Annotated in this window: 11 protein-coding genes and 2 rRNA genes; 11 read left to right on the plus strand and 2 right to left on the minus strand. The window is 65.6% G+C overall.

Annotation, left to right across the window (positions count from 1 at the left end; translation table 11 throughout):
- Positions 1 to 81: 81 nt before the first annotated feature.
- The 8 genes from ACXPWS_RS13370 to recN all read left to right on the plus strand — a co-directional run bounded on the left by ACXPWS_RS13370 (position 82) and on the right by recN (position 9,187).
- A 23S ribosomal RNA gene (locus ACXPWS_RS13370) occupies positions 82 to 3,204 on the plus strand.
- 164 nt (positions 3,205 to 3,368) lie between these two features.
- Positions 3,369 to 3,481: ribosomal RNA gene (rrf, locus tag ACXPWS_RS13375) — 5S ribosomal RNA — on the plus strand.
- A gap of 168 nt (positions 3,482 to 3,649) precedes the next feature.
- Positions 3,650 to 4,477 (plus strand): tetratricopeptide repeat protein, encoded by an 828-nt coding sequence (locus ACXPWS_RS13380; RefSeq protein ID WP_458712879.1) that lies wholly within the window; start codon positions 3,650 to 3,652, stop codon positions 4,475 to 4,477.
- A 1-nt stretch (position 4,478) separates the two neighbouring features.
- Positions 4,479 to 5,483: an HAD-IIA family hydrolase gene (locus tag ACXPWS_RS13385; protein WP_458712880.1), complete on the plus strand. Its 1,005-nt coding sequence runs from the start codon at positions 4,479 to 4,481 to the stop codon at positions 5,481 to 5,483.
- Between the two features lie 27 nt (positions 5,484 to 5,510).
- The gene (locus tag ACXPWS_RS13390) at positions 5,511 to 5,702 is read left to right on the plus strand and encodes a hypothetical protein (protein WP_458712881.1); all 192 of its coding nucleotides are present in this window, start codon (positions 5,511 to 5,513) and stop codon (positions 5,700 to 5,702) included.
- Between the two features lie 4 nt (positions 5,703 to 5,706).
- Positions 5,707 to 6,513, plus strand: coding sequence for a TlyA family RNA methyltransferase (locus ACXPWS_RS13395; protein ID WP_458712882.1), 807 nt, complete (start codon positions 5,707 to 5,709; stop codon positions 6,511 to 6,513).
- A complete protein-coding gene (locus ACXPWS_RS13400) occupies positions 6,510 to 7,433 on the plus strand; it encodes an NAD kinase (protein WP_458712883.1) in 924 nt (307 codons plus the stop codon). The genes ACXPWS_RS13395 and ACXPWS_RS13400 overlap by 4 nt, the downstream gene beginning before the upstream one ends.
- Positions 7,433 to 9,187, plus strand: coding sequence for a DNA repair protein RecN (gene recN / locus ACXPWS_RS13405; protein WP_458713530.1), 1,755 nt, complete (start codon positions 7,433 to 7,435; stop codon positions 9,185 to 9,187). Before ACXPWS_RS13400 ends, recN begins: the two co-directional genes overlap by 1 nt.
- Positions 9,188 to 9,190: 3 nt before the next feature.
- On the opposite strand, the gene ACXPWS_RS13410 is transcribed toward recN, so the two are convergent.
- Both ACXPWS_RS13410 and ACXPWS_RS13415 read right to left on the minus strand, forming a co-directional pair.
- Positions 9,191 to 10,081, minus strand: coding sequence for a pyridoxamine 5'-phosphate oxidase family protein (locus tag ACXPWS_RS13410; RefSeq protein WP_458712884.1), 891 nt, complete (start codon positions 10,079 to 10,081; stop codon positions 9,191 to 9,193).
- A 9-nt stretch (positions 10,082 to 10,090) separates the two neighbouring features.
- Positions 10,091 to 10,540: a VOC family protein gene (locus ACXPWS_RS13415; protein WP_458712885.1), complete on the minus strand. Its 450-nt coding sequence runs from the start codon at positions 10,538 to 10,540 to the stop codon at positions 10,091 to 10,093.
- Positions 10,541 to 10,658: 118 nt separating this feature from the next.
- On the opposite strand from ACXPWS_RS13415, the gene ACXPWS_RS13420 reads away from it, so the two are divergent.
- The 3 genes from ACXPWS_RS13420 to ACXPWS_RS13430 all read left to right on the plus strand — a co-directional run bounded on the left by ACXPWS_RS13420 (position 10,659) and on the right by ACXPWS_RS13430 (position 13,430).
- Positions 10,659 to 11,180, plus strand: coding sequence for a CGNR zinc finger domain-containing protein (locus ACXPWS_RS13420; RefSeq protein WP_458712886.1), 522 nt, complete (start codon positions 10,659 to 10,661; stop codon positions 11,178 to 11,180).
- 101 nt (positions 11,181 to 11,281) lie between these two features.
- Positions 11,282 to 12,466, plus strand: a complete 1,185-nt coding sequence (gene steA, locus ACXPWS_RS13425) for a putative cytokinetic ring protein SteA (RefSeq protein ID WP_458712887.1) — start codon at positions 11,282 to 11,284, stop codon at positions 12,464 to 12,466.
- A 31-nt stretch (positions 12,467 to 12,497) separates the two neighbouring features.
- Positions 12,498 to 13,430 (plus strand): copper transporter, encoded by a 933-nt coding sequence (locus tag ACXPWS_RS13430; RefSeq protein ID WP_458712888.1) that lies wholly within the window; start codon positions 12,498 to 12,500, stop codon positions 13,428 to 13,430.
- The last annotated feature ends 61 nt before the right edge of the window (positions 13,431 to 13,491 follow it).

Here is a 13,491-nt window from a genome sequence, read left to right on the forward strand (position 1 = left end):
TTGGCCTTTTGGGGTTGGTGGTCATGTTTTTTTGTGTGTTGTGATGTGCAATTTCTTTTTCTTTATTCTGGTTTTTTTGTGTTGTAAGTGTTTAAGGGCGCATGGTGGATGCCTTGGCATTGGGAGCCGATGAAGGACGTGGGAGGCTGCGTTATGCCTCGGGGAGCTGCCAACCGAGCGTGGATCCGAGGATGTCCGAATGGGGAAACCCAGCACGAGTGATGTCGTGTTACCCGCATCTGAATATATAGGGTGCGGGGGGGAACGCGGGGAAGTGAAACATCTCAGTACCCGTAGGAAGAGAAAACAAAAGTGATTCCGTGAGTAGTGGCGAGCGAAAGCGGAGGATGGCTAAACCGTATGCATGTGATACCCGGCGGGGGTTGTGTGTGCGGGGTTGTGGGGCGTTTCTTCTCCGGTCCGCCGACTGGGGCAACAGTGATAAAAGTGTGTGTTAGCGGAAGTGGTCTTGGGATGGCCTGCCGTAGACGGTGAGAGCCCGGTACGCGAAAATGCATGCTCTGTTGTGAGATTGTCCCCGAGTAGCAGCGGGCCCGTGAAATCTGCTGTGAATCTGCCGGGACCACCCGGTAAGCCTGAATACTTCCCAATGACCGATAGCGGATTAGTACCGTGAGGGAATGGTGAAAAGTACCCCGGGAGGGGAGTGAAATAGTACCTGAAACCGTGTGCCTACAATCCGTCAGAGCCCTCGACTTGTCGTGGGGTGATGGCGTGCCTTTTGAAGAATGAGCCTGCGAGTCAGGGACATGTCGCGAGGTTAACCCGTGTGGGGTAGCCGTAGCGAAAGCGAGTCTGAATAGGGCGTATCCAATCCGTAGGGGTTGGTGTAGTGGTGTGTTCTGGACCCGAAGCGGAGTGATCTACCCATGGCCAGGGTGAAGCGCGGGTAAGACCGCGTGGAGGCCCGAACCCACTTAGGTTGAAGACTGAGGGGATGAGTTGTGGGTAGGGGTGAAAGGCCAATCAAACTCCGTGATAGCTGGTTCTCCCCGAAATGCATTTAGGTGCAGCGTTGCGTGTTTCTTGCCGGAGGTAGAGCTACTGGATGGCCGATGGGCCTCACAAGGTTACTGACGTCAGCCAAACTCCGAATGCCGGTAAGTGTAAGCGTGGCAGTGAGACGGCGGGGGATAAGCTCCGTGCGTCGAGAGGGAAACAGCCCAGATCGCCGGCTAAGGCCCCTAAGCGTGTGCTAAGTGGAAAAGGATGTGCAGTCGCGAAGACAACCAGGAGGTTGGCTTAGAAGCAGCCACCCTTGAAAGAGTGCGTAATAGCTCACTGGTCAAGTGATTGTGCGCCGATAATGTAGCGGGGCTCAAGCACACCGCCGAAGCCGCGGCATCGAACTTTGTTCGATGGGTAGGGGAGCGTCCTGCACCCAGTGAAGCAGCCTGGTAATGGAGCTGTGGAGGGTGTGGGAGTGAGAATGCAGGCATGAGTAGCGAATAGGCAAGTGAGAACCTTGCCCGCCGAAAGACCAAGGGTTCCTGGGGCAGGCCAGTCCGCCCAGGGTGAGTCGGGACCTAAGGCGAGGCCGACAGGCGTAGTCGATGGACAACGGGTTGATATTCCCGTACCCGTGTGTGCGCGCCCATGATGAATCAGAGGTACTAACCGCCCAAAACCGTCGTTACCGATCACCTTCGGGTGTGAGGATTGGCGGGGCTGCGCGGGACCTTCTCTGGTAGTAGTCAAGCGATGGGGTGACGCAGGAAGGTAGCCGTACCAGTCAGTGGTAATACTGGGGCAAGCCTGTAGGACGACACTTAGGCAAATCCGGGTGTCATGAAGTCCGAGAGGTGATGCATAGCCGATTGAGGCGAATTCGGTGATCCTATGCTGCCGAGAAAAGCCTCTAGCGAGCTCACACACGGCCCGTACCCCAAACCAACACAGGTGGTCAGGTAGAGAATACTAAGGCGTACGAGATAACTATGGTTAAGGAACTCGGCAAAATGCCCCCGTAACTTCGGGAGAAGGGGGACCCCTTACTGTCATCACCTTTACGGTGGGCAGCGGTGGGGGGTGGCACAAACCAGTGAGAAGCGACTGTTTACTAAAAACACAGGTCCGTGCGAAGTCGCAAGACGATGTATACGGACTGACGCCTGCCCGGTGCTGGAAGGTTAAGAGGACCCGTTAACCCTTCGGGGTGAAGCGGAGAATTTAAGCCCCAGTAAACGGCGGTGGTAACTATAACCATCCTAAGGTAGCGAAATTCCTTGTCGGGTAAGTTCCGACCTGCACGAATGGCGTAACGACTTCTCAACTGTCTCAACCATAGACTCGGCGAAATTGCACTACGAGTAAAGATGCTCGTTACGCGCGGCAGGACGAAAAGACCCCGGGACCTTCACTACAACTTGGTATTGGTGCTCGGTTCGGTTTGTGTAGGATAGGTGGGAGACTGTGAAGCGGTCACGCCAGTGATTGTGGAGTCGTTGTTGAAATACCACTCTGACCGTATTGGGCCTCTAACCTCGAACCGTATATCCGGTTCAGGAACAGTGCCTGGTGGGTAGTTTAACTGGGGCGGTTGCCTCCTAAAATGTAACGGAGGCGCCCAAAGGTTCCCTCAACCTGGATGGCAATCAGGTGTTGAGTGTAAGTGCACAAGGGAGCTTGACTGCGAGACGGACATGTCGAGCAGGGACGAAAGTCGGGACTAGTGATCCGGCACCTCTGAGTGGAAGGGGTGTCGCTCAACGGATAAAAGGTACCCCGGGGATAACAGGCTGATCTTCCCCAAGAGTCCATATCGACGGGATGGTTTGGCACCTCGATGTCGGCTCGTCGCATCCTGGGGCTGGAGCAGGTCCCAAGGGTTGGGCTGTTCGCCCATTAAAGCGGCACGCGAGCTGGGTTTAGAACGTCGTGAGACAGTTCGGTCTCTATCCGCCGCGCGCGTCAGAAGCTTGAGGAAACCTGTCCCTAGTACGAGAGGACCGGGACGGACGAACCTCTGGTCTACCAGTTGTCCCACCAGGGGCACGGCTGGATAGCTACGTTCGGACAGGATAACCGCTGAAAGCATCTAAGCGGGAAACCCCCTCCAAGACCAGGCTTCTCACCCATTAAGTGGGATAAGGCCCCCCGCAGACCACGGGATTGATAGACCAGACCTGTACACCTAGCAATAGGTTCAGGGAACTGGCACTAACCGGCCGAAAACTTACACACACCCCCACACCGGGGGTAGCAAAACAACCGTGTAAGAAAAAGACGCACAACACAATGCCCGCAACCACACCACAAGCACATCAAAGCGATGCGCACCCCACCACCAAAACACACTTCCCCCACACCACAATGTTGGGGGACACTCAAAAAAGAGTGAATAAAGTTACGGCGGCCATAGCGGCAGGGAAACGCCCGGACCCATCCCGAACCCGGAAGCTAAGCCTACCAGCGCCGATGATACTACCCATACGGGTGGAAAAGTAGGACACCGCCGAACACACATTAGAATTACCCCCCACGTTTTCGTGGGGGGTAATTCTATTTGCGCGGCCTATATGAAATCGCGCCGTGAATTCGGGCGACTGTCGCGATTCGCCGGCACCCGGCTATCCTTTGCCGGGGCGCAAAATGTTGACGACCCAGGGATCGACCAAGGAAGGCCAGCGTGGCGCAGGACAGGCAGGATGGCAGCGGTGATCGGCGTCCGCGCCGTACCGACGGCGGGCCGGGACGAACTTCTCGGGACCGGCCGAACGCACCGCGCACTTCCGGGCCGGACCGGGCCCGCCGCGTTCAACCACGGGATTCAGCAGACGGGGACGGTACCCGGCCTGCCGGTCCCGCGATCCCGAAGGAGATCGAGGCCAAGCAGCTCTCTCCGGAGATCCGCAGTGAGCTGATCACCCTGGACAAGTCCACGGCGGACGTGGTGGCCAGGCATCTGGTCGCCGCCGGCGAACTCCTCGAGGATGACCCGGCGGCGGCCCTCGAGCATGCCCGCGCGGCCCGGGCCCGATCCGGCCGGATCGCAGCGGTTCGTGAAGCCGTCGGTATCGCCGCGTACTACTGCGGCGACTGGGCGCAGGCGCTGGCCGAACTGCGCGCGGCCCGTCGGATGGGCAGCAAGTCCTCGCTGCTGCCGCTGATCGCCGATTGTGAACGCGGCGTCGGTAGGCCGGAGAAGGCGATCGAGCTGGCCCGCACCCCGGAAGCCGAGCAGCTCACCGGCGACGACGCCGACGAGTTGCGCATGGTGGTGGCCGGCGCTCGCTCCGATCTGGGTCAGCACGAGCAGGCCCTGGCCGTGTTGTCGAGCCCGCCGCTGGATCTGACCCGGACCGACCAGACCGGGGCCAGGCTGCTCTACGCCTATGCGGAGACGCTGCTGGCCCTCGGCCGGACGGCCGACGCCGTGCAGGGCTTCATCCACGCCGCGGCCGCCGATGCCGACGGCGTCACCGACGCCGAAGAGCGCCTGACCGAGCTGACCTGAGATGGGAACTCTCGTACAGGAGCACGACTGCCTGCTCCTGGATCTGGACGGCACCGTCTTCCGCGGCCACGAGGCCACCGTCGGTGCGGTGGAAACCTTGGCCTCGGTCGGCCCGCGCGCGCTGTACGTGACGAACAACGCGTCCCGCTCGCCCGCGGAGGTCGCCGCACACCTGCAGGAACTCGGCTTCTCGGCCGCCGAGGACGACGTCGTCACCAGCGCGCAGAGCGCGGCGCGGTTGCTTGCCGCGCAGCTGCCGGCCGGGGCCGCCGTGCTGATCATCGGCACCGACTCGCTGGCCGCCGAGGTGGACAGGGTCGGCTTGCGGCCCGTGCGCACCTTCGCCGAGCACCCGGTGGCCGTCGTGCAAGGGCACTCGCCGGCGACCGGTTGGGCGGAGCTGGCCGAAGCCGGCCTGGCCATCCGTGCCGGCGCGATCTGGGTGGCCACCAACGTCGACCGGACGCTGCCATCGGAACGCGGACTGCTGCCGGGCAACGGCTCCATGGTCGCGGCGCTACGCACCGCCACCGACCAGGTACCGCAGGTCGCGGGCAAGCCGGCACCCACCCTGCTCAACGACGCCCTGGCTCGCGGTGGCTTCGCCAGCCCACTGGTGATCGGCGATCGGCTCGACACCGATATCGAGGGCGCCAACGCGGCGGGTCTGCCCAGCCTGATGGTGCTCACCGGGGTCAACTCCGCCGTCGACATGGTGCATGCCGTGCCGCACCAGCGGCCGGTCTTCGTCGCGCCCGATCTACGGTCGTTGCACGACGACGGCGACGCGCTGCGCATCGCCGCGCACCCAGCCTGGCAGGTGGAAACCGATGGCGATGCGGTCACCGTGCGCGCCACCGGCGCCGACGCCGGTGATGACCTCAGCGTGGTGCGGGCCCTGGCGCACGCCGTGTGGACCGGTCACGCGGCCGACGGGCGGGTCGACGTCATCGCCGCCGACGACACCGCCCGGGCGGCACTGCAACTCTGGTCGCTGCTGAGCTGACCGGATCGGCTAGCGTGATCTCCTGACATGAGTACCGATCCCGAGCAGATCCGCTCCGACATCGCCGCGCTGCTGTCTGGGCTACCCGACGCCGCCGCGGGCGACGTCGACCCCACCGATATCGAGGCCGTCGCCGTGCGCCTGGAACAGGCCCACGAACTGCTGGTGCACGCCCTGGAGTCGGTGGAGGGCCGCGGCGAAGCGATCCGGGAGAACTGAGCCGATGACACGGCGGGCGCGAGTGGACGCCGAGCTGGTGCGGCGCGGGCTGGCCCGCTCGCGCCAGCAGGCCGCCGAACTCATCGGCGCCGGCCGGGTTCGGATCGACGGCATGCCCGCCGTCAAACCCGCCACCGCGGTGTCGGTGGGTGCCGCGCTGACGGTGTCCGCGGACGAGAAGACCTGGGTTTCGCGCGGGGCGCACAAATTGATCGGGGCCCTGGACGCGTTCGATGTGCCGGTGCAGGGCCGGCGCTGCCTGGATGCCGGTGCTTCGACCGGAGGTTTCACCGAGGTGCTGCTGGACCGCGGCGCCGCGCAGGTCGTCGCCGCCGATGTCGGCTACGGACAGCTGGCCTGGTCGCTGCGCTCGGATGACCGGGTGAGCGTGCTGGAGCGCACCAATGTGCGTGAGCTCACGCCGGAGAAGATCGGCGGTGTCGTGGACCTGGTGGTCGCGGATCTGTCCTTCATCTCGCTGACCACCGTGCTCCCGGCGCTCACCGCCTGTGCCTCCGCCGATGCGGATATCGTGCCCATGGTGAAGCCTCAATTCGAGGTCGGCAAGGATCGGGTCGGTGCCGGCGGTGTGGTGTCGGACCCGGCACTGCGCGCCGACGCGGTGCGCGGAGTTGCCCGCCGCGCGGCCGAATTGCGCTGGCATACGGTCGATGTCACGGCCAGCCCGCTACCGGGGCCGTCCGGCAACGTGGAGTTCTTCCTGCGCTTGCGGGCGACCACTGAGCACCCGCTCGACGGTGCTGCTCTCGATCGCGCGATTGCGCGTGCCATCGACGAAGGGCCGCAATGACCTGCGAACGTACCGTCCTGGTGGTTGTCCACACCGGCCGCGAGGAGGCCACCGATGCCGCCCGCCGGGTCGAGAAAGTGCTGGGCGACCACGGCATCGGGTTGCGGGTGCTCACCGCCGAGGCCGTCGACCGGGGTGCGCTGCACCTGGATCCCGACGATATGCGTGCCCTCGGCATCGACATCGAGGTCGTCGATCCCGACGAACGCGCGGCCGAAGGATGCGAGGTGGTGCTCGCGCTCGGCGGTGACGGGACGTTCCTGCGTGCCGCCGAACTGGCCCGCAACGTGGAGATTCCGGTCCTGGGAATCAACTTGGGCCGCATCGGATTTCTCGCCGAGGCCGAGACCGAGCTGCTCGACACCGTCTTGGACCACGTCATCCAGCGCAACTACCGGGTGGAGAATCGGATGACGCTGGACGTGGTGGTGCGTCAGGGCGGTGACATCACCGAACGCGGCTGGGCACTGAACGAGGCGAGTCTGGAGAAAGGCCCGCGGTTGGGTGTGCTCGGTGTCGTCCTCGAGGTCGACGGTCGGCCGGTGTCGTCATTCGGCTGTGACGGGGTGCTGGTGGCCACCCCGACCGGATCCACCGCCTACGCCTTCTCGGCGGGCGGACCGATCCTGTGGCCGGATCTGGAAGCGATTCTGGTGGTGCCCAACAACGCGCACGCGTTGTTCGCCCGGCCGATGGTCACCAGCCCGAACGCCTCGATCGCCATCGAAGTGGAAAGTGGGGGACACGACGCGATGGTGTTCTGTGACGGACGCCGCGAGATGGTGGTGCCGGCCGGCGCACGCCTGGAGGTGACACGCTGCGGCACTCCGCTGCAGTGGATCCGCCTGGACAGCGCCCCGTTCAGCGACCGGCTCGTGCGCAAGTTCCGGCTGCCCGTCACGGGATGGCGCGGCCAGTAGTGCTCGCCGAGATCCGTATCGAGTCGCTGGGTGCGATCAGCACCGCGACCGCTGAATTCGACCGCGGCCTGACCGTGCTCACCGGTGAGACCGGGGCCGGTAAAACCATGGTGGTCACCGGATTGCACCTGCTCGGCGGAGCCCGGGCCGACGCCAACCGGGTACGCACCGGTGCGGCGCGGGCGGTGGTCGAGGGGCGGTTCACCACCGCCGATGTGCAGACCGACGTGATCGACCGGATCGACGTCATTCTCGATTCCTCCGGCGCCGAACGCGATGACGACGACAGCGTCATCGCCGCGCGGTCGGTGAGCCGCGACGGGCCCTCCCGCGCATATCTGGGTGGCCGCAGCGTGCCCGCGAAATCGCTGAGCTCGTTCACCAACGAACTGCTGGCCCTGCACGGCCAGAACGATCAGCTCAGGCTGATGCGCCCGGACGAGCAGCGGGCGGCACTGGACCGGTTCGCCGATGTCAGTGCGCCGCTGGCCAAGTACCGTGCGGTGCGCGACGAATGGCTCTCGGCCCGCCGGGATCTGATCGACCGCACCGAGCGGGCGCGCGAACTGGCGCTGGAATCCGACCGGCTGACCTTCGGCCTCGGTGAAATCGACGAGGTGGCACCGCAACCCGGTGAGGACGACGCGCTGGTCGCCGATATCCGCCGGCTCTCCGAGCTCGACGCGCTGCGCGAGGCCGCCGCCGTGGCCCGCGCCGCATTGGCCGGTGCACCCGACGACGATGCTGGCGAATCCGTCTCGGCCGCCGGCGCGGTGGCCCAGGCCAGGGCGGCGTTGCAGGCCACCGATGATTCCGTGTTGACCACGTTGGGGGACCGGCTGGCCGAGGCGATGGCGGTGATCGGCGACGTCTCCATGGAGTTGGGTGACTATCTGGACGAATTGCCCAGCGATGCAAGCACTCTGGAGACCAAGCTGGCCCGTCAGGCCCAGTTGCGCGGTCTGACGCGCAAGTACGCCGCCGATATCGACGGGGTGCTGGCCTGGGCGAAGGAGTCCCGGGAGCGCCTGGCCCAGCTCGACGTCTCGGAGGAGGCGCTGTCGGGTCTGCGGGCCCGCGTCGAGGAACTGCATGCCCGGTTGATCGTCGTGGCCGCGGACCTGACCAAGGCCCGGACCAAGGCGGCAAAGGGTCTGGCCAAGGCCGTCACCGCCGAACTTGCCGGACTGGCCATGACCGGCGCGGACTTCGGCATCACGGTGTCGCCGCTGCCCGCCCGCACCGACGACTCCGCGCCGCTGACGCTGGCCGACGGCACCGTCGTGCACGCCGGCCATGACGGCGCGGACGCCGTCGAGTTCGGGTTCGCCGCCCACCGCGGCACCGATTTGCTTCCACTGGCCAAGAGCGCGTCGGGCGGTGAACTGTCCCGGGTGATGCTGGCGCTCGAGGTGGTGCTGGCCGCCTCGGCGGCAGGCACCACGATGGTGTTCGACGAGGTGGACGCCGGCGTGGGTGGGCGTGCGGCGGTGCAGATCGGGCGGCGGCTGGCGCGGCTGGCCCGCACCCACCAGGTCATCGTCGTCACCCACCTGCCGCAGGTGGCCGCCTATGCCGACACCCACCTGGTGGTGGAGAGCGGGCCGAAGTCCAGCCGGGTGGTGCGCCTGGAGGAGGACGACCGGGTGGCCGAGTTGGCCCGGATGCTGGCCGGCCTCGGCGATACCGACACCGGGCGTGCGCATGCGCGCGAGCTGTTGGACGGCGCGCAGCAGGAGCGCAGCACCCCGTAGTGGTCAGGCCGGGTTGGCCGGGGACAGCTCGGCGGCGCCCCAGCGCAACGGGCTCGCGGCGGTCAGTTCGACCAGTTCGGACAGGGTGAAGTCGACCGAGCTCTGGGCACCGGGGACGTCACCCCGGTGGTCCCAGTCGATCACGGCGGTACCGGTGAGCTGGATGGTCGACCCGGTCTGCCAGTCCGGGATCAGCAGCCCGCACCGGGGGTTCGCCTCGATGTTGCCCAACGTCATGAACATCGAATTGCCGCGGTAGTCCGGCCAGCGCAGCCGGGTGGGGGAGAGCACCTGCAGGAAGCCGGGATTGCCGCCCCGGTGGGATGCGTCGGCGTTACCTTCAGGGTCCGCGGACCCGATGAAGAAGGTGTCCGCGGCGGTGATGATCTCCCTTGTGTGCGAGTCGATTTCGACGGCGTGCCGGACGCCGGGTGATTCGGCGGCGGGGCGCGCATCCTCGATGCTGCGGCGGGAGATGTACTTCGGGCAGTTCGAGTACACCTGATCGGTGTGGATCAGCAGACCACCGTCGTGGGGCGCGGCCGTCCCGTTCACTCGCATCCGGCGCCGGGTCTGCGGCTCGACGGCGATCATCCCGATCCGGCGCGGAGTGCGCAGGATCTCGGCGAGTGGGTCGCCGTGCGCAGGCAGGGCACCGACCACGATGGTGCGTGCATCGTCGGCGTACACGAAGCCGGGTGGGCCGGCGATCAGGCCGGTCCACATCCGGCCCGTGTCGTCCGCCGCGCTGATCACGATCATCGGCTGCTCGGCCAGGAAGTCGGCCGCGGCGCCCGGAATGGTGGGGTGCACCATCCGGCCGACGCGCTGGGCGATCTCGCTCTGGCCCATCCGCTGCTGCACCGTGACCTCACCTGGGTGATAGAGAGTCATCGCGGCGGCTCAGAAGAAACCACAGGTGGGAGCCGAACCGTTCGGCGCGGGTTCGGCCTGCGCCCCGCTGGGCGCGAACACCTCGAGCCGGATGCCGTCCGGGTCGCTGAAGAAGATGCCACCCGATGCCGCGCCCTCACCGTGCGCCACCACGCCGTCGTAGGCGAAGGGAGCGCCGAGTTCCTTGAGCACCGTCTCCACCGCCCTGACTGCTGCGATGTCGTCCACCTGGAACGAAAGGTGATGCAAGCCGGGGGTCTGGGTGGAGAACCGGCCGTCGCTCTGCTCCCAGAGCGTCAGCCGCAGGGTGCCCTCGGATCCCAGGAAGGCGTACCGGTGCTCACCCTCGGTGCTGATGCCGAGTTGCTCGAATCCCAGTGCGCGCCGGTAGAAGTCCACCGAGCGCGCCAGGTCGGTGACATTGAGCCCGACATGCCCGGGTGTGGTCGCGGTGGTCATTCTGTTCCTCCGAATCGATAACCTGTGTAGTGCTCTTCAAAGGTTAGAATGGCGGAGCGGCGATGTCAACCGGCAAAAACGATTTAGATGGTTATGGGGAGGGTGGTTAGTCTCAGGTATGCACGATCCGCGCCCGCATGTCGGTGAACCCCTCGCGCTGGATCTGCTGAACACCCGGTGGATGTCGGCAGATGGTCCGCAGGATCTGCTCGTCGATGGCGCGGGTGTGCGGTGCTGGTTGCAGACCAACGATCTCGCCGACCGATGCGATGCCGGTGCACAGGCCCGCGAAGCCTTGCTGCAGACCCGCGAGGCGATTCTGCACGCCGTCACCGGCGGTTCGCCGGAAGAACTGAACGAGGTGCTCGGCCACGGATGTATCCGGCGCCGGCTCGCCCCGGCGGGGCCACGGGACGAACCGGAGGTCCGCGACCCGGCATGGCGGGCCGGCTGGCTGGCGGCGGATAACTTGTTGACGCTGTTGGCCGAATCGCCGGGACGCATCAAGCAGTGCGCCCATCCGCAGTGCATCCTCTGGTTCTACGACACCTCGAAAAACGGCACCAAGCGCTGGCATTCGATGGCCACCTGTGGGAACCGCGCCAAGGCCGCGCGGCACTACGCGGCGAAGCACGATTGAGACCGTTCTGCTGTTGCAGAAGTGACAAAACAAAACTTGTGGGGCTGGTGTTACGGCGCGCCTCCACCTCAACTTGAGGGTTGGCCGACAGAATCGGCCACATGAAGATGTCAGCGCTGCTATCGCGTAATGCCAGCTCAAAGCCGGGCGTCATCGGTACTGCCCGCGTTGATCGCGATATCGACCGACTTCTGCGTCGCGTCGGTCCCGGCGACGTCGTCGTCCTGGACGCCCTGGATCTGGACCGGATCACCGCCGACGCGCTCGTCGAGTCGGGTGTCTCCGCCGTCGTGAACGCCTCACCGTCCATCTCCGGCCGCTATCCCAACTTGGGGCCGGAAGTGTTGGTGGCCAACGGCATCGTGCTGATCGACGAGGTGGGCCCGGACGTCTTCAAGAAGGTCAAGGACGGCGCCCGGGTCCGGGTCAACAACGGCGGCGTGTACACCGGCGACCGCAGGCTCGCCCACGGCACCGAACGCAATGACCTGGAGATCCACGAGCTCATGGTGGAAGCCAAGAGCGGGCTGGTCGCGCATCTGGAAGCCTTTGCAGGCAACACCATCGAGTTCATCCGCAGCGAGAGTCCGTTGCTGATCGACGGTATGGGTATCCCCGATATCGATGTCGACATGGACCGCAGGCATGTGGTCGTCGTCGCCGAGGGGCCGTCGGCCGCCGAGGATGTCAAGGCCCTGAAGCCGTTCATCAAGGAGTACCAGCCGGTGCTGGTCGGCGTGGGCACCGGAGCCGACGTGCTGCGCAAGGCCGGATACCGGCCGCAGCTCATCGTCGGCGACCCCGCCGTCATCAGCAGCGACGCACTGCGGTGCGGCGCTCAGGTGGTGCTGCCCGCCGATGCCGACGGCCACGCGCCGGGCCTGGAGCGCATCCAGGACCTCGGCGTCGGGGCGATGACCTTCCCGGCCGCCGGCTCGGCCGCCGACCTGGCCCTGCTGCTGTGCCATCACCACGGCGCCGCGCTGATCGTCACCGCCGGTCACAGCGCCACCATCGAGGAGTTCTTCGACCGCTCCCGCCAGCAGAGCAATCCGTCGACCTTCCTGACCCGCCTCAAGGTGGGGGAGAAGCTGGTCGATGCCAAGGCAGTGGCCACCCTGTATCGCAGCCGGATCTCCGGCGGCGCCATCGCCATGCTGGTGCTGGCGATGCTCGTCGCGGTGATCGTCGCGCTGTGGGTGTCGCGTACCGATGCCGTCGTGCTGGACTGGGCGGTCGACTACTGGAACCGTTTCCTGCTCTGGGCCCAGGGCCTGGTCAGCTAGCAAGTCCCTACCTCAACTCGATGGGTGCGCCATGATTTCACTTCGCTCACATGCGATTTCACTGGCGGCGGTGTTCCTGGCGCTGGCCATCGGGGTGGTGCTGGGATCGGGTCTGCTGTCCGATACCGTGCTGTCCGGGTTGCGCAAGGACAAGGCCGACCTGCACAACCAGATCAACGCGCTGACCGACGACAAGAATGCGCTGAATGAAAAGCTCAGTGCTGCAGGTGAATTCGATAGTCTGATGGCTCCGCGCATGTTGCGCGACACACTCGGCGGCAAGGCGGTGGTCATTTTCCGCACGCCGGATGCCGTCGACGACGACGTCGACGCGGTGACCCGGCTGGCCACCCAGGGTGGTGCCGCGGTGACCGGGACCATCACGCTGACCCCGCAGTTCGTGGACGCGAATTCCTCGGAAAAGCTGCTCTCGGTGGTGAATTCACCGATTCTGCCGACCGGTCGCCAGCTATCCACCAAGTCCGTGGACCAGGGTTCCCAGGCCGGTGATCTGCTCGGCATCGCACTACTGGCCGGCAAGGATCCCGCGGTGGTCGACGACCAGCGGGCCACCGTGCTCGCCGCCCTGCGCGAGACCGGATTCATCTCCTACGACGCCGAGCGCATCGGCGCGGCCAACACCGCGGTGATCGTCACCGGCGGCAATCTCGGCGACGACGCCGGCAACCGAGGCTCGACCGTGGCCCGGTTCGCCGCCGCGCTGGCACCGCACGGCTCCGGCACGGTGCTGGCCGGCCGGGACGGTTCGGCAACCGGCACCGCGGCGGTCGCGGTGACCCGCTCCGATACGGCGCTGTCCTCGGCGGTGACCACCGTCGACGACGTCAACGCCGAGTCCGGCCGCATCACCAGCGTGCTGGCGCTGGCCGATCTGGTGCGCGGCGGCAAGCCCGGCCAGTTCGGCATCGGGCAGGGCGCATCGTCGGTGACCGTGCCGCAGTGACATAGCCCGTCGCTTCGCTCGCCCCAGTGACATAGCCCGTCGCTTCGCTCGCCCCAGTGAC

Source organism: Mycobacterium sp. BMJ-28 (assembly GCF_054404835.1).